Source organism: Stenotrophomonas sp. YJH_SMC_65, from assembly GCF_059369475.1.
On record NZ_JCAFSR010000001.1, the window covers coordinates 200,469 to 221,376 of the forward strand.

General features: G+C 68.4%; 18 protein-coding genes. 8 read left to right on the forward strand and 10 right to left on the reverse strand.

What is annotated here, in order from left to right:
• Nucleotides 1-4: 4 nt before the first annotated feature.
• Together AC5P7A_RS00890 and AC5P7A_RS00895 are read right to left on the reverse strand one after the other, a co-directional pair.
• A complete protein-coding gene (locus tag AC5P7A_RS00890; RefSeq protein WP_049406597.1) occupies nt 5-655 on the reverse strand; it encodes an energy transducer TonB in 651 nt (216 codons plus the stop codon).
• 219 nt (nt 656-874) lie between these two features.
• Nucleotides 875-1,612 (reverse strand): SIMPL domain-containing protein, encoded by a 738-nt coding sequence (locus AC5P7A_RS00895; protein ID WP_049406598.1) that lies wholly within the window; start codon nt 1,610-1,612, stop codon nt 875-877.
• Between the two features lie 129 nt (nt 1,613-1,741).
• Here AC5P7A_RS00895 and AC5P7A_RS00900 point away from each other — a divergent pair, with 129 nt between their 5' ends.
• Genes AC5P7A_RS00900 through tldD form a run of 4 tightly spaced genes read left to right on the forward strand, consistent with a single transcriptional unit; the run spans nt 1,742 to nt 9,222 of the window.
• The gene (locus AC5P7A_RS00900) at nt 1,742-2,350 is read left to right on the forward strand and encodes a Maf family nucleotide pyrophosphatase (RefSeq protein WP_032961948.1); all 609 of its coding nucleotides are present in this window, start codon (nt 1,742-1,744) and stop codon (nt 2,348-2,350) included.
• On the forward strand, nt 2,343-3,830 hold the full coding sequence (rng, locus tag AC5P7A_RS00905; RefSeq protein ID WP_005418079.1) for a ribonuclease G: 1,488 nt from the start codon (nt 2,343-2,345) through the stop codon (nt 3,828-3,830). The genes AC5P7A_RS00900 and rng overlap by 8 nt, the downstream gene beginning before the upstream one ends.
• A 30-nt stretch (nt 3,831-3,860) precedes the next feature.
• Entirely contained in the window at nt 3,861-7,718 is a 3,858-nt protein-coding gene (locus tag AC5P7A_RS00910) for a YhdP family protein (RefSeq protein WP_495219810.1), read from the forward strand.
• 58 nt (nt 7,719-7,776) lie between these two features.
• A complete protein-coding gene (gene tldD / locus AC5P7A_RS00915; protein ID WP_014647936.1) occupies nt 7,777-9,222 on the forward strand; it encodes a metalloprotease TldD in 1,446 nt (481 codons plus the stop codon).
• A 41-nt stretch (nt 9,223-9,263) separates the two neighbouring features.
• Here tldD and yjgA read toward each other — a convergent pair whose 3' ends face one another.
• Complete coding sequence (gene yjgA, locus AC5P7A_RS00920) at nt 9,264-9,851, reverse strand: ribosome biogenesis factor YjgA (protein WP_014647935.1); 588 nt, start codon at nt 9,849-9,851, stop codon at nt 9,264-9,266.
• A gap of 68 nt (nt 9,852-9,919) precedes the next feature.
• On the opposite strand from yjgA, the gene pmbA reads away from it, so the two are divergent.
• Both pmbA and AC5P7A_RS00930 read left to right on the forward strand, forming a co-directional pair.
• Nucleotides 9,920-11,287, forward strand: a complete 1,368-nt coding sequence (gene pmbA, locus AC5P7A_RS00925; RefSeq protein ID WP_014647934.1) for a metalloprotease PmbA — start codon at nt 9,920-9,922, stop codon at nt 11,285-11,287.
• An 87-nt stretch (nt 11,288-11,374) separates the two neighbouring features.
• Complete coding sequence (locus tag AC5P7A_RS00930; RefSeq protein WP_014647933.1) at nt 11,375-11,746, forward strand: DUF4870 domain-containing protein; 372 nt, start codon at nt 11,375-11,377, stop codon at nt 11,744-11,746.
• Between the two features lie 76 nt (nt 11,747-11,822).
• Here the strand turns inward: AC5P7A_RS00930 and AC5P7A_RS00935 are convergent, their stop codons facing one another.
• From AC5P7A_RS00935 to AC5P7A_RS00955, 5 genes are all read right to left on the reverse strand, one after another.
• Complete coding sequence (locus tag AC5P7A_RS00935; RefSeq protein WP_495219811.1) at nt 11,823-12,701, reverse strand: polyprenyl synthetase family protein; 879 nt, start codon at nt 12,699-12,701, stop codon at nt 11,823-11,825.
• A complete protein-coding gene (locus AC5P7A_RS00940) occupies nt 12,691-12,951 on the reverse strand; it encodes an exodeoxyribonuclease VII small subunit (protein ID WP_014647931.1) in 261 nt (86 codons plus the stop codon). The genes AC5P7A_RS00935 and AC5P7A_RS00940 overlap by 11 nt, the downstream gene beginning before the upstream one ends.
• A 36-nt stretch (nt 12,952-12,987) precedes the next feature.
• Entirely contained in the window at nt 12,988-14,274 is a 1,287-nt protein-coding gene (tilS, locus tag AC5P7A_RS00945) for a tRNA lysidine(34) synthetase TilS (protein ID WP_495219812.1), read from the reverse strand.
• A 560-nt stretch (nt 14,275-14,834) separates the two neighbouring features.
• Complete coding sequence (locus tag AC5P7A_RS00950; RefSeq protein ID WP_032960809.1) at nt 14,835-15,374, reverse strand: WG repeat-containing protein; 540 nt, start codon at nt 15,372-15,374, stop codon at nt 14,835-14,837.
• Nucleotides 15,371-17,077 carry an alkaline phosphatase gene (locus AC5P7A_RS00955; RefSeq protein WP_014647928.1) on the reverse strand — a complete coding sequence of 569 codons (1,707 nt, stop codon included), beginning with the start codon at nt 17,075-17,077 and terminating at the stop codon, nt 15,371-15,373. Before AC5P7A_RS00955 ends, AC5P7A_RS00950 begins: the two co-directional genes overlap by 4 nt.
• 154 nt (nt 17,078-17,231) lie before the next feature.
• On the opposite strand from AC5P7A_RS00955, the gene AC5P7A_RS00960 reads away from it, so the two are divergent.
• A complete protein-coding gene (locus tag AC5P7A_RS00960; RefSeq protein WP_495219813.1) occupies nt 17,232-18,566 on the forward strand; it encodes a dicarboxylate/amino acid:cation symporter in 1,335 nt (444 codons plus the stop codon).
• 217 nt (nt 18,567-18,783) lie between these two features.
• Here AC5P7A_RS00960 and AC5P7A_RS00965 read toward each other — a convergent pair whose 3' ends face one another.
• Together AC5P7A_RS00965 and AC5P7A_RS00970 are read right to left on the reverse strand one after the other, a co-directional pair.
• Nucleotides 18,784-19,557, reverse strand: a complete 774-nt coding sequence (locus AC5P7A_RS00965; protein ID WP_005414115.1) for a C40 family peptidase — start codon at nt 19,555-19,557, stop codon at nt 18,784-18,786.
• A 131-nt stretch (nt 19,558-19,688) separates the two neighbouring features.
• Nucleotides 19,689-20,234 (reverse strand): C40 family peptidase, encoded by a 546-nt coding sequence (locus AC5P7A_RS00970; protein ID WP_495219814.1) that lies wholly within the window; start codon nt 20,232-20,234, stop codon nt 19,689-19,691.
• 111 nt (nt 20,235-20,345) lie between these two features.
• Here AC5P7A_RS00970 and AC5P7A_RS00975 point away from each other — a divergent pair, with 111 nt between their 5' ends.
• Nucleotides 20,346-20,828, forward strand: coding sequence for an FKBP-type peptidyl-prolyl cis-trans isomerase (locus tag AC5P7A_RS00975; RefSeq protein WP_014647924.1), 483 nt, complete (start codon nt 20,346-20,348; stop codon nt 20,826-20,828).
• Nucleotides 20,829-20,908 lie beyond the last annotated feature (80 nt).

The following is a 20,908-nucleotide window of genomic DNA, read 5'->3' on the forward strand; positions in this document are numbered from 1 at the left end:
GGGCTCAGTCGGGCAGCGAGAACTGTACCGGTACCAGGCCGATGGCCGGAACTGCCACGCCGTCACGCTGGGCAGGCTCGAAGCGCCAGTGCCGGAGCACCTGCTGGCGGGCGGCCTGGTCCAGGTTGCGCGAGCCGCTGCTGCGCTCGACGCTGACCGCGACCGGTTGGCCATGGCTGTCCACTTCCACCCGCAACAGCACTGTTCCCTGTTCGTGGTTGCGCAGGGACTGGATGGGGTAGGTCGGCGGCGGGGCGCTGCGGTACTGCAGCTGGGCGCCGGCCAGAGGGGTGGACGTGTCGATGCTGGGCGCCAGCTGCGGCGGAGCCGGTTCGGCGGCCGGCAACGCGATGCCCTGGGTCTCCTCCACGGTCGCGGTGGGCGCGGGCAGTGGCGGCACCACCGGCTGCGTTCGCGGTTTCGGCACCACCTGGACGATCTCCTTGGGCGTGACCGGAACCGGCGGCGTTGGCGGTGGCGGGATCTTCTCGATCAGCCGGACCGGCGTCTTTTCACGCGGGACCTGCACGGCCTGGTAGGTCGCAGGGATGAGCAGCAACAGGAAGGCCAGCAGGTGCAGGGCGATCGCCGCGCTCCAGGCGGCCACCCGGGCGGGGTCGAAATGCAGGGATGCAACGGGGTACGTACGAACCATGATCCACCTCCATGCCAGTGACGAAGTCCTCAACGCACCAGGGCCCGTGGCGGGGTTGCCGCACGCGGCTGGCAGTCCATCAGTAGCGCGGCACGACGGCTACTGCCTAGAGGCAGGGGCATGATCGTTGGGCTGGCCTTCAGCCAGTGTCGGCGGAGGGCACGAAAAAGGCGGGCCCCCTGCGGGACCCGCCTGTGTCGTCGACCGCGGCGGACGCGATCAGCGGCCCAGTTCGAACACCACGTCCAGGTTGACCGAGACGGTCGATTCGCCCGGTGCGACCGGGGTGGCCTTGTCCATCGCCGCACCGGCCGCCATGGTGCGCATCATCTGCATCGGGCGGAAACCGCCGCTGCTGTTCTCGGAGATGCTGACGATGCGGCGCACCTGCAGGCCCAGCGACTTGGCATAGGTCTGGGCGCGGGCCTGGGCCTTCTTCAGCGCGGCCAGGCGGGCTTCGTCATAGACCGGTTCGGGCTGGTCGATCTCAAACTGCGGACCGTTGATCTGGTTGGCGCCCTGAGCGGCCAGCGCATCGAGCACCTTGCCGAGCTTGGCGATGTCACGGACCTTCAGGCTGACCGTGTTGCTGGCCTGGTAGCCGGTGATCTTCGGCGCCTCGTTGTCGGCATAGCGGTACTGCGGGTTGAGGCTGACGCCGCTGGTCTGCACGTCGCGCTCGGCGATGCCGGCGGCCTTGATCGCGGCCAGCACCTTGTCCATCTGCTGGGCGTTCTGGCGCATGGCGCTGTTGCCGTCGGCGGCCTGGGTGACCACGCCGGCCGACAGGGTGGCGACGTCCGGCACGCGGGTGGCCTCGGCGTTGGCCGAAATGTTCAGCAGGGTGCCTTCGGCCGCGGCGGCGATCGACGGCGACGACGGAGCGGCATGGGCAGTCATCGAGGTTCCAAGGGCGAGGGACAGGGCGAGCAGCAGCGGGGTGGCGGTCAGGCGCATGGGATCTCCTTGTTGTGCGGTGAGGGTGGTGTCGTAGCGATGAACGCGCTGTGAGCCTGTACGGGGTTGTACGCGTTCCGTAACGGGTTGCCGACGATTCAGGTGACGGGCTCAGGTTATGCTGTGCCGATGCTCTATCTTGCTTCCCGCTCCCCCCGACGCAACCAGTTGCTGGCCCGACTCGGACGCCCCTTCCAGGCCCTGGACCTGGAGGTCGTCGAGCAGCGCGCCGCGACCGAGAGTGCCGAACAGTATGTGTGCCGGGTCGCCGCCGACAAGGCGCGCGCCGGCCTGGCCCGGGTGCTGGCCGAAGACCCGCAGGCGCGGGTGCTCGGCTCGGACACCGAGGTGGTGCTGGACGGTGAAGTGTTCGGCAAGCCGGCCGACGCCGCCGGCGCGCGCGCGATGCTGGCGCGCCTGGCCGGGCGCACCCACCAGGTGATGACTGCGGTGGTGGTGGTCGGCGCCGACGGGCTGGACAGCGAACTGGTCATTTCCGAAGTGACCTTCGCCCCGATCGCCGCCGCCGACATCGCCGCCTATGTCGCCACCGGCGAGCCGTTGGACAAGGCCGGGGCCTACGCCATCCAGGGCGGGGCCGAGCGCTGGATCGAACATCTTTCCGGCAGCTACTCCGGCGTCATGGGGCTGCCATTGCTGCATACCGATCGTCTGCTGGCGCGCTGTGGCGTGCCGGCCCCCACTGCCGATGCCGCCAGGGAGGCTGCCGATGTCTGAGGAAATCCTGGTCAATGTGACCCCCCGCGAAACCCGGGTCGCGGTGATCGAGAACGGCATGCTGCAGGAACTGCACATCGAGCGCGGCTGGCGCCGGGGTGTGGTCGGCAACATCTACAAGGGCAAGGTGCAGCGGGTCATGCCCGGCATGCAGGCCGCGTTCGTCGAGGTCGGCCTGGAGCGCGCCGCGTTCCTGCACGCCAACGACGTGGTGCGCCCGGCCCCGGTGGCCAGTGCCGACACCGAGAACACGACGCTGCCGCCGCCGGCCAGCGTGCCGATCGTCGAGCTGCTGCGTGACGGCCAGGACATCGTGGTGCAGGTGGTGAAGGACCCGATCGGCACCAAGGGTGCACGCCTGACCACGCAGATCAGCATTCCCTCGCGCTACATGGTGCTGCTGCCGCAGTCCAAGGTGGTGGGGGTGTCCGCGCGCATCGAGGATGAAACCGAGCGCGCCCGCCTGAAGGCGCTGGTGACCGAGTTGTCGGCGCAGCACGGCGGCTACGGCTACATCGTGCGCACCAACGCCGAAGGGCAGCCGGCCGAGGCCATCGCCGAGGACATCGCCTACCTGTCGCGCGTGTGGAACGTGGTCGAGCGCCGCGGCCGCGAAGCGCCGTCGTGCAGCATCATCTATGAAGACCTGAGCCTGCCGCTGCGGTCGGTGCGCGACCTGATCCGCAAGGACGTGGACAAGGTGAAGGTGGACTCGAAGGAGACCTTCGGCCAACTGCAGGCCTTCGTCGCCAAGTACATGCCGGTGCTGGCCGAGAAGCTGGAGCTGTACTCCGGTGACCGCCCGATCTTCGACATGTTCGGCGTGGAGGACGAGATCGGCCGCGCGCTGGACAAGCAGGTGCCGCTGAAATCCGGTGGCTACCTGGTGATCGACCAGACCGAGGCGATGACCACCATCGACGTCAACACCGGTTCGTTCCTCGGCCAGCGCAACCTGGAAGAAACGGTGTTCCGCACCAACCTGGAAGCGGCGCAGGCGGTGGCGCGGCAGCTGCGGCTGCGCAACCTGGGCGGCATCATCATCATCGACTTCATCGACATGGATGATGCGGAGCATCGTCGCCAGGTGCTGCGCACGCTGGAAAAGGCGCTGGCCCGCGACCATGCCAAGACCACGGTCTATGATTTCTCGCCGCTGGGCCTGGTGGAGATGACCCGCAAGCGTACGGTGGAAAGCCTGGAGCGCCAGCTGTCGGAGACCTGCCCGCAGTGCAGCGGCCGCGGCAGCATCAAGACCACCGAGACGGTGACCTATGAGATCTTCCGCGAGATCACCCGTGCCGTGCGCCAGTTCGATGCTGCGCGCCTGCTGGTGATCGCCTCGACCAAGGTGGTCGCGCGAATTACCGATGAGGAATCCTCGGCGGTGGCCGAGCTGGAAGAGTTCCTCGGCAAGAGCATCCGCTTCCAGGCGGACGAGCAGTACCTGCAGGAGCAATTCGATGTCGTTCTGCTCTGATCCTCGCCGGCTGCAGGCCGGCGGTGGCCGATGAGCGCGCCGCCGCGCCTGCGACTGCGAAGGATCCGCCGTCATTTCATTGCCGCCTGTGCGGTGGGCCTGGTCGGGCTTGCACTGCTGGTGGGCACGCTCAGCCAGCTGCTGCCGCTGGCCGAGCGTCATCCTGACAGGATTGCCGCCTGGCTGAGCGAGCGTGCCGGCCAGCCGGTGCGTTTCGACCAGCTGCAGACCGCCTGGACCCGTCGTGGCCCGCTGCTGCAGCTGAAAGGCCTGCGCATCGGCGCCGGGCAGGGCCTGGCGATCGGCGAGGCCGAGGTGCTGGTATCGATGTACAGCGGGCTGCTGCCCGGGCGCTCGCTGACCGAGCTGCGCCTGCGTGGCCTGGCGCTGGATCTGCAGCAGGGCGAGGACGGACGCTGGACGGTGCGCGGGCTGCCGCAATCGGACAACGGCGGCGATCCGCTGGATGCGCTGCGCCGGCTGGGCGAGCTGCAGGTGATCGGAGGGCGCCTGGGCGTGCACGCGCCGACGTTGGGCATCGACACGACGCTGCCGCGCATCGACCTGCGCATGCGGGTCAATGGCGATCGCCTGCGCGTGGGCGTACGCGCCTGGGCGCAGCCCGAAGCGCTGCCGCTGACCGCGGTGCTGGACGTGGACCGTGCGCGCGGCAACGGCGAGGCCTGGCTGGGCGCCGACCCGGTCGATTTCCACGCCTGGGCGCCCTTGCTGGCGGCTGGCGGCGTGCGCCTGCGCGAGGGCAAGGGCGAGTTGAACCTGTGGTTGACCCTGCGCGATTTCGCGCCGGTGGCGCTGACCACGGATTCGGATCTGCGCGACGTGCGTATCGATGGCGCACCGATACCCGGCATGGCGGCGCCGCAGCTGCAGCTGCAGCGACTGCAGGCCCGCCTGCGCTGGCAGCGCCAGGCCGAGGGCTGGGCGCTGCAGGTACCGCAGCTGCGGCTGAAGAATGAAGACGGCGAGCAGCGCCTCGATGGCCTGCAGCTGCAGGTCGGCAAACAGCTGCAGGTCCGTTCCGGTGAAGTGCAGGCCGGCATCGCACTGCGTGCGCTGGCCCTGAGTGATCGCCTTGAGCCGGGCCTGCGTCGCTGGCTGTTCCTGTCCAGGCCGCAGCTGGACGTGCGCGCCTTGCAGCTGTCGGGCGAACGCGATGGCCCCCTGTGGGCGCAGGGTGAACTGCAGTCGCTGGGTTTCGCCAGCGTGGGCAACTCGCCCGGCCTGCGCGGCCTGGGCGGGCGCTTTGAAGGCGACGCCGACGGCTTCAGCCTGCAGCTGCAACCGCAACGGCAGCTGCAGTTCGATTGGCCGACCGGCTTCGGCGTGCGCCATGACCTGCACCTGGCCGGACAGATCGTGGGCTGGCGCGACGAGGGCGGTGGTTGGCGGATCGGGACGCCGGCGATGCGTGTGGAAGGCACCGACTACGCGGCCGACGTGCGCGGCGGGGTCTGGTTCCAGGGCGACGGCACGCGGCCGTGGCTGCAGCTGGCCGCGAAGCTGGACGACGTGCCGATGACGGCGGCCAAGCGCTTCTGGATCCACTCCAAGATGAGCAAGGGCGCCACCGACTGGCTGGACATGGCGCTGGCTGGCGGCCAGGTGCGCAATGGCGTCGGCCTGGTCACCGGTGACCTGGACGACTGGCCGTTCGACAACAATGATGGCCGCTTCGAGGCCACCGGCCACATCACCAATGGCGACATCCGCTTCCAGCACGACTGGCCGCTGATGAGCCAGGTCGACGTCGACATCGCCTTCATCGGCCCTGGCTTCGACATGCGTGGACGGGGTGATCTTGCCGGCGTGGCGGTACAGAAATTCGAAGCGGGCATTCCGGACTTCGGGCACCAGCCGTTGTACGTACGTGCCGACGCGCCGAGCGAGGCCGGCAAGCTGCTGGCGATGCTGCGCCAGAGCCCGTTGCACAAGGATTACGGCGATACGCTGGACAATCTGGTCGCCAGTGGTCCGGCCCATGTGACCTTCGATCTGCTGCAGCCGCTGCATCAGGACGAGGGCGAGGGCCACCTGCAGGGCACGGTCGATCTGGCCGGCGTGAAGCTGGTCGACAAGCGCTTCCAGCTGACCTTTGACAACATGCACGGGCAGGCGCGCTACAGCAATGGCGGTTTCGGCGCCGAGGACCTGGCGGTGCGCCACCTCGGCCAGGAAGGACGGCTGAGCCTGCGTGCCGGCGGTTACGTGCATGACAGCACGCGCGCCTTCGAGTCGCAGCTGACCGCCCGCCTCGATGCCAGCGTGCTGATCGACCGTGCTCCGGAGATGGCCTGGCTCAAGCCTTACATCAACGGCAATTCGGCCTGGACCATCGGCGTCAACCTGCCCAAGGTGGCGCCCGGCGCGCCTGCGCCGCCGAGCGAGCTGCGACTGAGTTCGGACCTGGTCGGCACCCGGCTCGACCTGCCGGCGCCGCTGGACAAGCCGGCCGCCGAGCCGCTGGCGACCACGGTGGCCGCGCAGCTGCCGATGGGCGCCGGCCGCATCGATGTGGCGTTCGGCCAGCGCCTGGCCCTGGCCGCGCGCAGCCACAACAACCAGACCGGTGTGCAGGTCACGCTGGGCAGCGACCATGTCGACCGCGAGCCGCCGGCGAGCGGACTGACGGTCAATGGCCGCAGCCCGACCCTGGATGCGCTGGAGTGGATCAGCCTGGCGCGCGGTGGGAGTGACGACGACGCGATGCCGCTGCGCGCGGTCGACGTGCAGGTCGGCCAGCTCAAGCTGATCGGCGGAGTCTTCGAGCAGACCCGGCTGCAGCTGCACCCGGGCCCGCAGGCACTGGACGTGCGCCTGGACGGGCCGTCGCTGGCCGGCCGCCTGACCGTACCCAACGCCGACGGCGGCACCATCAGCGGCCAGCTTGACCGGGTGCACTGGCAGTCACTGCCGGCGGTACCGGGGGCGGCCGCCGCGCCGGCGCGGGTACAGGCCGGTGCCAATGACATGGACCCGGCCAAGCTGCCGCCGTTCGCGCTGGACATCGCCGACCTGAAGTTCGGCAAGGTGGTGCTGGGCCAGGCGGTGCTGCGCACGCGCCCACTGGCCAACGGCCTGAACGTGGACGCGTTGCGCTTCCGCGCGCCGGACCAGGAAATCGACATCACCGGCCGCTGGCTCGGCCGTACGGGCGGCGCCCGTACCGAACTGACCGCGCAGGTGCGCAGCGAGGACCTGGGCGGGCTGATGCAGAACCTTGATTACGGCGGCCAGCTGCGCGGCGGTTCCGGCCAGGCGCAGCTGCAGGCGGCCTGGAGCGGGGGGCCGTCGGACTTCCAGCTGGGCAACCTGCAGGGCAGCCTCGACCTGCATGCGCGCAATGGCCAGCTGCTGGAGCTGGAGCCGGGCGCCGGCCGCGTGCTGGGCCTGCTCAGCGTCGCGCAGCTGCCGCGGCGGCTGATGTTCGATTTCCGCGACTTCTTCTCCAAGGGCTTCGCGTTCAACCAGATCGAGGGCAGCATGCAGTTCGGTCAGGGCATGGCGCGCACCGACAAGGTGCTGATCGAAGGCCCGGCGGCCAACATCACCATCCGTGGCCAGGCCGACCTGCGCAACCAGCAGTTCGACCAGACCATCGACGTCAACCCGCGCGCGGGCAACCTGCTGACCGTGGTCGGTGCGGTGGCCGGCGGCCCGGTGGGGGCGGCGCTGGGCGCGGCCACCAATGCGGTATTGTCCAAGCCGCTGGGCGAGATTGGCGCCCGTACCTACAAGGTGACCGGTCCATGGAAGGAGCCGAAGGTGGAAGTGATCGAGCGCAGCCGCGACAAGACCCCATCACCGCCCGTGCCGGCACCTGCACCGGCCATTCCGCCGACCGTCACCGACCTGCCGCGCTCGCGCTGAGCACGGCTTCCTGTTCACGGGGCTTGCCTGAGCGCCCCCGCACCCCCAGATCGAAACCATGACTGATATCGCCCTGACGCTTGCCCAAGACCGCCTGCTGCGCCCCGGCGGCCTGGATACCGCCGGCCTGGAGCGCACCTTCGGGCAACTGCTCGGCCCTGGTGTCGACTTCGGCGACCTATATTTCCAGCACGCCCGCCGCGAGAGCTGGAGCGTGGAAGACGGCATCGTCAAGGACGGCGCCCATTCCATCGAGCAGGGCGTGGGCGTGCGGGCGATTTCCGGCGAGAAGACCGGCTTCGCCTACTCCGATGACATCCATGCCGATGCGCTGCTGGCGGCGGCGCAGTCGGCGCGCGCGATCTCGCGCGAGGGCGGTGCGCAGACCGGACGTTCGCTGCTGCGCGGCAATGCGCGCGCGCTGTACCCGGCGCTGGACCCGATCGACGGCATCGGCAACGAGGCCAAGGTCGAGGTGCTCAAGCGCCTGGATGGCTACCTGCGTGCCGCCGACCCGCGCGTGAAGCAGGTGATGGTGAGCCTGTCCGGCGGCGTCGATACGGTGCTGATCGCCCGCAGCGACGGCGTGCTGGCGGCCGACGTGCGCCCGCTGGTACGCCTGAACGTGCAGGTCATCGTCGAACACAACGGCCGTCGCGAGTCCGGCTACGCCGGTGGTGGTGGCCGTTATGGCTACGAAGCGCTGTTCGCCAGCGGCCGCCCCGAAGCCCTGGCCCAGGAAGCGCTGCGCCAGGCGCTGGTGAACCTGGACGCGGTGCCGGCGCCGGCCGGCATGATGCCGGTGGTGCTCGGCCCGGGTTGGCCGGGCGTGTTGCTGCACGAAGCGGTCGGCCACGGCCTGGAAGGCGACTTCAACCGCAAGGGCACCAGCGTCTACGCCGGCCGCATCGGCGAGCGCGTCGCCGCACCGGGGGTGACCATCGTCGACGACGGCACCCTCGACGGTCGCCGCGGTTCGTTGAACATCGACGACGAAGGCCACCCGAGCCAGTGCACCCCGCTGATCGAGGACGGCATCCTGGTCGGCTACATGCAGGACAGCCTCAACGCGCGGCTGATGGGCATGGCCCCGACCGGCAACGGGCGCCGCGAATCGTTCGCGCACCTGACCATGCCACGCATGACCAACACCTACATGCGCGCCGGCGAGCACGACCCGCAGGAGATGATCCGTTCGGTGAAGAAGGGCCTGTACGCGGTGAACTTCGGCGGTGGCCAGGTCGACATCACCAGCGGCAAGTACGTGTTCTCGGCCACCGAGGCCTACCTGATCGAGGATGGCCGCATCACCACCCCGGTGAAGGGCGCGACCCTGATCGGCAACGGCCCGGAGACCATGCAGAAGGTGCGCATGGTCGGCAACGATCTGGCCCTGGACGAGGGCGTGGGCATCTGCGGCAAGGACGGGCAGAGTGTGCCCGTGGGTGTCGGCCAGCCCTCGCTGTTGATCGAGGGCATCACCGTCGGCGGTACGCAGGCCTGAGCGTGGCGATGGCCGCGGCCACCGCCCGGGCCGGCGCGGACTCAGTCCTCGTCGGCCTCGTCGACCGGATCGCCGGCGTGTTCGTCGCCTGCCGTCTTCAAGCCCAGCGCCGCCGGCAGCATCAGCGTCCGCAGCACCTGGAAGATCTCGCGGTAGGCGCGCGGCGGCTTGTTCTTCGCCTTTTCGGCCTGCGCGTTGCGTACCAGGGTGCGCAGCTGCTGGCGGTCGGCCTGCGGGTAGTCGTCAAGCAGGGCGGCCAGCGCCTTGTCACCGTCGGCCAACAGACGGTCGCGCCAGTCTTCCACGCGGTGCATCATCGCCACTTCGCGGCGGCCAGTCTCGCTGTTGGCGTCCAGCGCATCGCGGATCGCGTCCAGCGTTGCCTCGTCCTCGCGGCGCATGTGCTTGGCCAGGAACGCCAGCTGGCGCTTGTGGGCGATGTGGGCGGTGATGCGCTTGCACTCGGCGATATGCGGCAGCAGGTCTTCCGGGATCGGCAGGCGCGCCAGCTGGGCCGGGGTCAACGACACCAGCTTCTCGCCCAGGGCCAGGACGTCGAGCGCGTCGCGCCGGTTCTGGCTGCGGCTCTTGTCGTGGAATTCACCGGTTTCTTCGTCGCGTCCGCGCATCGTCCCTACCTGATCTCAAAAAAAGTCGCCCGGCGTGATGCCGGGCCCAACCTGTACAGGATAAAGCATTGAACGTGATCGCCCCTGAAGTGGCCGTCGGCGACGACAGCCCGGCCCGGCTGGAACGGCTGGCCGACCTCTCCCAGCAGCTGCTCGACCGCGCCCGCGCGCTGGGCGCCAGCCAGGCCGAGGTCAGTTGCAGCGAGGACCGCGGACTGGAGGTCAATGTCCGCCTCGGCGAGGTCGAGACCGTGCAGTCCACGCGTGACCGCGGCATCGCCGTGACCGTCTATTTCGGCCAGCGCAAGGGCAGTGCCAGCACCGGTGACCTGAACGAGGCCAGCCTGGCCGCTACGGTCGAGCAGGCCTGCGCGATTGCCCGGCATACCGAGGATGACCCGGCTGCCGGCCTGGCCGAGGCCGCACTGATGGCCACCGACTTCCCGGAGCTGGACGGTTGGCACCCGTGGGCGCTGCAGGCCGATGAGGCGGTGGACCTGGCCCTGGCCTGCGAGGCGGCCGGTCGCGAGGCCGACGCGCAGATCCGCAATTCCGACGGCGCATCGGTGTCGAGCATGCAGAGCCTGTCGGTGTATGCCAATTCGCATGGTTTCTTTGGTCGTGAGCGCGGCACCCACCATTCGGTCGGCTGCGCGCTGATCGCCGGGCAGGGCGATGGCATGCAGCGCGATGGCTGGTACACCAGCGCGCTTGCCCGGGAGGACCTGGAAGACGTGGGCCTGGTCGGCCGTCGTGCCGCCGAGCGCACCGTGGCCCGCCTGCAGCCGCGTTCACTGGCTACTGGCAGCATGCCGGTGCTGTTCGCCCCGGAAGTGGCGCGCAGCCTGGTCGGCCACCTGCTGTCGGCGGTGTCCGGCGGCGCCTTGTACCGCCAGGCCAGCTTCCTGCTGGACAGCGTCGGCCAACGCCTGTTCCCGGAATGGATGCAGATCGACGAGCTGCCGCACCTGCGCCGTGGCCTGCGCTCGGCCGCCTTCGACGGCGACGGCGTGGCCACCCGTAGTTCGGCGCTGGTCCGAGACGGCGTACTGCAGCGCTACGTGCTGGGCAGCTATTCGGCGCGCAAGCTGGGCCTGCAGACCACCGCCAATGCTGGCGGCGTGCACAACCTGCAGCTGGCGGCCAATGCCGGCCCGCTGGAAGAGATCGCCCGGCAGATGGGTGACGGCCTGCTGGTGACCGAGCTGATGGGGCAGGGCGTGAACGGGGTGACCGGCGATTACTCACGAGGCGCGGGCGGCTTCCGTGTCGAGAACGGCGAGATCCAGTACCCGGTGGACGGCGTCACCATCGCCGGCAACCTGCGCGAGATGTTCAGCAGCATCGAGGCGGTCGGCAGCGACGTCGACCCGCGCTCGCACATCCGGACCGGTTCGATCCTGCTGGGGCGGATGACCGTCGCCGGTAATGATTGATGGCATTGATGACGTAAGCTATGCGCGCCTGACGCAACCAGCTTGGTGCTGGTGGGTCAAGACCACCCAATGAAAAGGAGTTTTGTCGTGAGCGAATTCGATAACGTCCCGCCGCCGCCGGCAACCACCGATGCCCCGGCCGACCAGCGCACCATGGCGCTGGCTGCGCACCTGCTGGGCATCTTCACCTGGTTCATCGGCGCCCTGATCATCTGGCTGATCAACAAGGATGACGCCAGCAAGGCCTTCGTGACCGACCAGGCCAAGGAAGCGCTGAACTTCCAGATCACCGTGACCATCGCCATGGTCATCAGCATCATCCTGATGGTGGTGATCATCGGCGGCATCCTGGCGCCGATCGTGGGCATCATCAACCTGGTGTTCTGCATCATTGCCGCAGTCAAGGCCAACAACGGCGAAGCCTATCGCTACCCGTTCACCCTGCGCCTGATCAAGTAATACCGGCCGCATGCGCAAGCAGGAACGCCCGGCATTGCCGGGCGTTCCTGTTTGAGGGCAGCGTCACCGGCGGCGATCAGTGATCGCGTTCCACCGCCAGCGTTGCCAGCGCGCGCAGCGCATCGGCCTCTTCGCCATGGCCGGCCAACGTGGCCTGCATGCGTGCGGCCAGTTCGCGCAGCTGCGCCTTCGCGCCGTCCATGCCGAGCAGCGCGGGGAAGGTGCTCTTGTCCTGCGCCTGGTCCTTGCCGGCGGTCTTGCCCAGCTGTTCGGAACTGGCTTCGACATCGAGGATGTCATCGCGGACCTGGAAGGCCAGGCCGAGTGCATCGGCGAAACTGTCGAGCTGGGCCAGCTGCGGCTCGTGGGCCTGGCCGCACAGCGCCCCCATGCGCACCGCTGCACGGATCAGCGCGCCGGTCTTCAGCGCATGCATGCGGGTCAGTGCCGCCAGGGTCTGCTGCTGGCCGGTGGCATCGATGTCCAGCGCCTGGCCGCCGCACATGCCGGAGGCGCCGGACGCGTGAGCGAGGGTCTGCAGGCAGGCCACGCGCAGCGTGGCCGGCAGCGGCGCATCGGCCAGCAGGCCGAAGGCACGCGTCTGCAGGGCGTCGCCGGCCAGGATCGCGGTGGCTTCGTCGAAGGCGATGTGGGTGGTCGGCTTGCCGCGGCGCAGGGCGTCGTCGTCCATCGCCGGCAGGTCGTCATGCACCAGCGAATAGGCGTGGATCAGCTCGACAGCCATCGCCGCCGCGTCCAGCTGTTCCGGCTGCGCGCCGAACAGGTCGCCACTGGCATACACCAGCAGCGGGCGCATGCGTTTGCCACCGCCCAGCACCGAATAGCGCATGGCCTGGTGCAGGCGCTGCGGTGCTTCGGCGGGCGAGGGCAGGGCGGCATCGAGCTGGCTTTCGATACGGTCGCGCCAGCGCGCGAACAGGGCTTCAGCCGTCATGGTTGGGCGGATCGAAAGGCTCGGCCGTTTCCGGCTGGGCCGGATCGCTGAGCAGGCGCACGCGCAATTCGGCCTGCTCCAGCGCCTGCTGGCACTGACGGTACAGACCGACACCGCGTTCGTAAGCACTGAGCGACGCTTCCAGGCTCAGCTCGCCGGTTTCCATCTGCTCCACCAGCTGTTCCAGCGATTCGAGCGACTGCTCGAACTGGGCGACCGGGGAGGCGTTTTCGGGGGACTTCTTGGCCATGCGGCAAGTGTGGACGGGCTGCGCGCGGGGGTCAATTCACCAGCCGCCGGGACGCCACTGCAGCTGCGCGTCGTGGGCCTGCAACCAGGCCTGCAGGGGAGCTGCGATGACCACGTCGGCGGCGGCAAGCAGCTGCGCTCCATCGAAGACCAGCGGCAGCTGGGCGCGTCGCCAGGGGGCAAGGTGTTCGCGTTGCAGGCAGTCCTTCAGCGCATGCGAATGCTGGCGACCGGGCAGCAGGATGCGTTCGCCGCCCACACGCGCACGGACCTGGAGCGGCCGTTCGAAGGCCTCGGCGCCGTGCAGGTGCAGCTGACCGCCATCGGGCAGCGCCAATGGCGCGCGTCCATCCCATCCGGCCTGCCAATCATGGGGAAGCGCCGGCAGTTGCGCGGGCAGGAGATAGGCATGATCGCGCCATTGCTGGATGGCATGATCGTGCCAGCGCACCCGCGCCTGGCGATCGTTGCTGGCTGGCAGCAGCTCGTCCAGCGCCTGCTGCAGCACCGTGGCCGGCAGTTGGGCGGCCCCATGGCCGATCACCCAGGCACGCAGCACGCGCGCGGCGCGGCCCGGTGACACCTGGCGCAGCAGCTGCAGCGACAGCACACGCGGTGCCACCTCCAGATGCGCGATCAGCTCGGCGTCCTCCTCGTCCAGCAGCTCGCGGGTTTGCCGGCAATGCAGGGCGCTGCCCGCCAATGCCGCGGCGGCGTGCGGCCAGCGCTGGCGCAGCAACGGCAGCACCTGCAGGCGCAGGAAATTGCGATCGGCGTGGTCGTCGGCGTTGCTGGGGTCTTCAACCCAGCGCAGCGCGTGCTGGTGCGCGTAATCGAGCAGCGCACGGCGCGGCACCGCCAGCAGCGGTCGCCACACACGGTGTTCGCCTACGCGGCTGTCTGCGGACATCGCGGCAAGACCATCGACGCCGGAGCCACGCAGGGCACGCAGCAGGAAGGTCTCGGCCTGGTCGTCCAGGTGCTGCGCCAGCGCCAGTGTTTCGCCGTCGCGCAGTTCGGTGGCGAACGCGGCGCGTCGCGCCTGCCGTGCTGCGCCTTCCAGGCCCAGGCCCGATGTGGGGTCGATCTGCACGCGATGCACGGCCAGTTCGATGCCCAGCGCTGCGCATTGGTGCTGGCAATGCAGCACCCAGTCGTCCGCATCGGGGTGCAGGCCATGGTGCACGTGCACCGCGCGCAGCGCCGTGCCGGAGGCCTTGGCGCAGCGCCACAGCCAGTGCAGCAGCACGGTCGAGTCGACACCGCCGCTGTAGCCCACCAGCAGTGGTGCATCCAGCGGAACGAGGGCAGGGAAGGCAGTCACGGCGGCAAGTATAGGGTTGCTCGGCAGGGCTGCGCCCTGCACCCGCTACGATCCAGAGCAACGGCAACAGCAACAGCAACAGCAACAGCAGAAGCTGGTTTCCTGAGGGTAGGCGGGGTGGGTCCGGTTGCGGGAGACGCCGTAAACCCCCAGGCCGGCCCAGCCGCTGGCGGCTGTGCGTTCGGGCGCTTGCGAAGCAGTGCTTCGCAAGCAAAGCGCCCTCACCCATGGGGGCTTGTCCGCGGCATCCATGCCGCGGACACTCCCGCAACCGGACCCATCCCGCCTTTGACAGTTTCCTGCGAACTGTCGGAATGGCTCTTGGGGTCAGATCCGTTTTCCTGCGGAAAACGGATCTGACCCCGTATTCAATTCGATATCTGAGAGAAAAATCGTGTCGACCAAGCTCGACACCTACCAGGAGCAACAGCAACCGCCGTGGTTGCCGGCCGCCCCGCCATCCCACGGAATGCACGCTGTTGCTGTTGCTGTTGCTGTTGCTGTTGCTTCGGCCGTTGCCGTTGCATCGGCAGGTGCAGGGCGCAGCCCTGCCGAAAAACCTACTTCACCCGACGGCCCGCGCGGTCGATGCGGAACCACTCCCCGCCTTCCATCGGCGTGTGGCCATCGGCATCCGGCGTGCCGCGCCGACAGCCGTTGCAGACCTCGGCCACGCCATCCTGGAACGGCCACCCGAAATCGTAGGTGCCGGGCACCACCTGGCGGAACGTCAGGTCGAAGTAGCCGACGCGGTTGCCGACGCGGCCGCGCAGCAGGCCTTCCTGCGGTGTTTCCGGGCCGTTGTCCCAGGTCAGCACAGGCAGGCTGCGGCCCTTGCGGTCGACGTAGTGGAAGCCCTGGTCGGCATACACCACGGCCAGGCCGTGGTCGTCGTAGTTCAGGTCCTTCAGCGCATCGGCGCTGATCTTCGGCCGGTGATCGACCACCTCGCAGTTGGGCAGCGGCCACAACCCGTGTTCGTCGGTCAGCAGCTTGCAGGCCGGCGCCTGCGCCAGCGCGCTGGAACCGGCCAGTACGCCGAGCAGGACCAGCGACCGCGCGAAGCGGCCGCGGTCGAGGCGGGCCTGCCGCACGATCACTTGGCCTCGGCCTTGCGCTCGAAGGCCGTCGGTGCCGGCAGCTGCACCGGCACGCCCTTGTCATCGCAGGTGCCGGCCTGGCACAGGCGCTCGCGCAGGGCCGGGGTGGCCTGCACGATCATGTGGTAGATCGCGTTCTGTTCCAGCGTGCCGCGGATCGCCTTGCTGCCCGGGCCACGCGCCCAGATGCCGACATCCTCACCACCGTGCGATTCGGACTTCATCGGCACCAGTGCTTCCTGCATGTAGTCCGGATGCTCGGTGTCGACCTCGCGCAGGTTCGGGCGGCCGTTGGCCGGTTCGAAGCTGCTCGGGTTGTGCGGGTAACGCTTCGGGCCGGCCGGCTGCTGGTTGCTGCTGCCGGTATGGCCCGGGCCGTTGGCATAGCTCAGTGTGGTGTACGGCTGGCCGGTGCCGTCCAGCGCGTAGTCCAGCTTGCCGGCACCATCTTCGCCGCCCTTGTCCTTCACCTTGCCCAGGATCGGATTGCCACGTGCCGGGTAGCCGACGAAGTTCAGCGTATGCGAGTGGTCGGCGGTAACGATGATCAGGGTGTCGTCGGCCGAGGTCAGTTCGTTGGCCACGCGCACCGCGTCGGACAGCGCCACGGTCTCGGTCAGTGCACGGTAGGCGTTGCCGCTGTGGTTGGCGTGGTCGATGCGCGCGCCTTCGATCATCAGCACGTAGCCTTCCTGGTGCCTGGCCAGATTCCTGATCGCTGCAGCCGTCAGTTCGGCCAGGCTCGGCTCACCGCCCGGATCCTGCGGGCGCTCGTATTCGTAGCGCATGTGGTCCGGTTCGAACAGGCCGAGGATGGCCGGCGCATTGGCGGCCGCCGCCAGCTGCTTGCTGTTCCACACGTAGGCACCCTGCGGGTGCGCCTGCTGCCATTCCTGCACCAGGCTGCGGCCATCCAGGCGCTGGCCGACCTTGTCGTCGTATTCCGGATCGCGCTCTTCCACGGTGGTGAATTCACCGCGACCGCCGCCGAGAGCGACCAGCGGGCCGCGCCCATAACGCGAGGTCGACAGCAGCTGCTGTGCGATGTCCTTGCAGCCTGCAGCCTTGGCCGCTTCAGTCAGGTCGGTGTCGTTTTCCCAGTTGCGCTCGGGCGAGTGCGCATAGGTGGCAGCAGGGGTGGCATGGGTCAGGCGCGCGGTGGACACCACACCGGTGGCCAGGCCGGCGCTGTCGGCCAGCTGCAGCCAGGTCAGCAGACCCTTGGACAGGCTGTCGGCGCAGTCGGTGCGGCTGCCGGCGCTGACACCGATCGCGCCCATGTGGGTCTTCACGCCGGTGGTGATGGCGGTCATGGTGCCGGCCGAGTCCGGCGTCTGCGAATCGGTGTTGTAGGTCTTGCTGAACGCCGTGGCCGGGAAGCGCTCCCAGGACAGCAGGTTCTCCTCGCCCGAGCCACCCTTCTGCTGGCCTTCGTAGATGCGCGAGGCGGCCACGGTGGTCAGGCTCATGCCGTCGCCGAGGAACAGGATGACGTTCTTCGCCTTGCCGGACATCGCGCCGTTGGCGGCGGCCTGGGCGGCGCCACTGCGGTACCACCATTGCGGGGTCTCGCCGGCCGGATGGGCGACCGGGTCGACGGCGACCTTCAGGCCGGCCGGGGCAGAGGCGGGGGTGGTGCTGGCGCAGGCGCCCAGCAGCAGGGTGGTGGCGCAGGCGGCCAACAGGGAGACGGAACGGCGCATGGACGCTGGGATCTCACAAACTGTAACGGGACGTTCATTATGCCCGCCCCTGCAAGGCACGCCGATGACACACTGATTTGCCGGCCGGGCGGTCGTTCTGCGGGCCGCCTTGGGCTATCGTGCCAGAATCCCTTCCTTCCCCTCTGGATTGCCTATGAAGCTGGTCTCTGCCTGGCTGCGGATTCCATTCTGGCAGCGCGTGGTCGGTGGCTTCGTGCTCGGCGCGCTGGCCGGCTGGGCGCTTGGCCCGGCCGCGGAAACGTGGTTCGGCCCGCTCGGTGAGCTGTACGTCACCCTGATCAAGATGATCGCCGTGCCGCTGGTGTTCTTCGCGGTCATCAACGCGATCTCGTCGCTGCACGGGCAGAAGTCGGTCGCCGCGCTCAGTGGCCGCACCTTCCTCTGGTTCGTGATCACCGCGGCGCTGGCGGTATGCGTTGGGCTGGGCGTGGGGACCGTGCTGCAGCCCGGTGCCGGCGGGCTGCAGCTGACAATGGCCAGCAACTACGTGCCGCGCGAAGTGCCCAGTGTGATGCAGGTGCTGCTGGACGTGGTGCCGGCCAATGTCTTCTACGCGCTGTCCGGCATCGGTACCAAGGTCAATGCGGCCGGTGAGACTGTGCTGGCGGCCGGTCGCGGCTCGATCCTGCCGGTGATCTTCTTCGCCGGCCTGGTGGGCTTTGCCATCGTCAAGCTGGGCGAGAAGGTGACCGAGGCGCGCAAGCTGGTCGGCCAGATGAGCGACATCATGATCCAGGTGACCCGCTTCGTGCTGGAAGTCACCCCGATCGGTACCTTCGGCCTGATCGCCGGCCTGGTCGGCAGCTATGGCTTCGAGAAGCTGCTGCCGCTGGGCCATTTCGTGCTAGCCCTGTACGTGGCCTGCGCCCTGCACATCGTGGTGGTCTACAGCGCGCTGCTGCTGGCGCACGGCCTGAACCCGCTGAAGTTCTTCCGCGGCGCGGCGCCGGGCATGCAGGTGGCCTTCGTCAGCTCGTCCAGCTTCGCCGCGATGCCGGTGGCGCTGCGTTCGATCACCCACAACCTGGGCGTGAACAAGGACTACGGTTCATTCGCGGTGCCGCTGGGCGCCAGCATCAAGATGGATGGCTGCGGCGCGATCTATCCGGCGCTGTGCGCGGTGTTCATCGCGCAGTACAGCGGTGTGCCGCTGACCCCGGAGCAGTACGTGGTGGTGCTGATCGCCTCGGTGCTGGGCAGCTTCGGTACGGCCGGCGTGCCGGGTACCGCGGTGATCATGGCCACGGTGGTGCTGAGCGCAGCCAACCTGCCGCTGGAGACCATCGGCTATCTGTATGCCATCGACCGCATCCTCGACATGATGCGCACGATGACGAATGTGACCGGCCAGATGCTGGTGCCGGTGATCGTGGCCAAGGAAACCGGGCTGCTGGACCAGACGGTGTATGACAATCCGTCCAGCAATGTGGGCGTGGACGATCCTGACCCGACACCGCCACGCAGCTGAGGTTGCGTGGAGATGAAAGGCCCGCCCTGACCGGCGGGCCTTTCGTTTGGGAGATGGCTGACGCGCTGCCGACCGTGGTAGATCCACGCCATGCGTGGATGGAGGCGGTGCCGACCAAGGTCGGCAGCTACCCACCATTACGCGGGCCCCAACAAAAAAGCCGCTGCAGGGCAGCGGCTTTGCTTTGCGTATCAGGCGGCGCTGTGACGCCAGCCGGTCAGAGGTCGACCCGGCGGGCCTGCATGAACTTGTTGCCCCAGTAGCCACTGAGCAGGGTGTCCACGCGGACGTCCTTGCCCGAGCTCGGCGCATGCAGGAAACGGCCATCGCCGACGTAGATGCCGACGTGGTCGACGCGGCCCTTGCGGCCGAAGAACACCAGATCACCCGCGGCCAGCGCGGTGCGGTCGTTGATCAGTTCGGCATTGTCATCGTGGGCCATCTCGCGCGAGACGCGCGGAAGTTCGATGCCCAGGGCCGAACGGAACACATAACCGACCAGGCCGCTGCAGTCGAAACCGCTGTCCGGGTTGCTGCCACCCCAACGGTACGGGGTGCCCAGCAGGGTCATCGCGCGGCGCAGCAGCGACTGCACCTTGCCGTTGTCGGCGGCGGTGCCGACGACGCTGCCATTGGCGGCGCTGCTGGTGTCGTAGTTGGCGAGCAGGCGGCTGAGGTCGCCGGCCACCACGGCCGAGCGGTCCATCAGCGGAATGGTGTCGTTGGCGGCCAGGTGCGGCAGCAGGGCGGCCAGCGTGGCACTGGCGGCGGCATCGACGCGGCTGCGCTGCGGAGCGGCAGCCTCGGCCTTGGCGGCCGGTCGGGCGGTGCTCTCGGCCACCGGGGCCGGGGTCACATCGGAACGGTTCGGAGCAGTCTGCGACCAGGCCGGAAGGCTGGTCAGACACAGTGCCAGGCCAAGCAACAGCGGGCGGGCACTACGTGAAGATACGGAAGTCTGGCCTTCGCTTTTCAGGTCGTCAGTCGTCACGCGTCGGTCACAGGAAAAAAACGATGGGGCATCATGCCCTGTAAAAGCGCGGATAAGTTAAAAATTCCGTTAGTAATTCGTTAGTTGCACAGTGATGCTCGTCACAGTTTTGAATATATCGCCTGTTCATTTTAGCGAAGGACGCGTTTCGCCCCTGTGTAGTGGTCCTTCCAGTAGGGACCGCTGAGCGAGTCCAGGCGCACGGTGCCGCCGGTGCTCGGCGCATGCACGAAACGCCCTTCACCTACATAAATACCGACGTGGGTGACGCTGCCGCGGCTGCCGAAGAACACCAGGTCGCCGGTGGCCAGGCGCTGCGGGTCGATCTTCGGGCCCTGCACCGCCGCCAGGTCGCGGGAGGTGCGCGGCAGCCGCAGGTCCAGCATCTCGCGATAGACATAGGCGACCAGGCCGCTGCAGTCGAAGCCCGAATCCGGGGTGTTGCCGCCATAGCGGTAGGGCGTGCCGACCAGGCTGATGGCGCGCATCAGCACCGAGTTGGCAGCCTCGGGGTTGTCCGGCACGGTCTTTGGCCAGTTCGCCGTGGGCGGGGGCGGGGGCGGGGCCGGGCGGGTGGCCTTGCCACCGCCACAGGCCGTCATCAACAGAGGCAGGGCCAGCAGCAGGGCCGGGGCGAGAAACCGGCGCTGGCCGGACAAAACTGGCGTGATGTGCATGATCTCCGGATAATGCGCCACCTTGGATTGGCCGTCATGATGGCGGCGTCCCCGCCGGGCGACAACCCGCCCCAACCCGCCTGCCTCCGGCAGATCCAGACAGAGTTGCGCATGAAGATCGAAAAAGACCGCGTTGTCCGCTTCCACTACACCGTTTCCGAAGTCGGCCAGGAGCCGATCGAATCGTCCAAGGACCGCGGCGAGCCGCTGGCGATCCTGATCGGTCACGGCAACATCATCCCGGGCCTGGAAAACGCCATGATGGACAAGGAAGCCGGCGCGACCTTCAACGTCGACGTCAAGGCGGCCGATGCCTACGGCGAGCGTCGTGAGGGCCTGTCCCAGCGCGTGCCGAAGAAGCACTTCGGCAATACCAAGCTGGCGCCGGGCCAGCAGGTCGTGCTGCAGACCAACTTCGGCCCGCGTGCGGTGACCGTGCAGAAGGTCGGCATGAGCGTCGTCGACGTTGACCTGAACCATCCGATGGCTGGCAAGGACCTGCACTTCGACGTCGAAATCGTCGACGTGCGCGAAGCCGGCAAGGAAGAGCTGGACCACGGCCACGTCCACGGCGACGGCGGTCACCAGCACTGATCGCAGCGCGATCGTGATGGCAGCAATGGCCCGCTTCGGCGGGCCGTTGCGTTTCTGGAACACGCCGCGGCCATCCATGG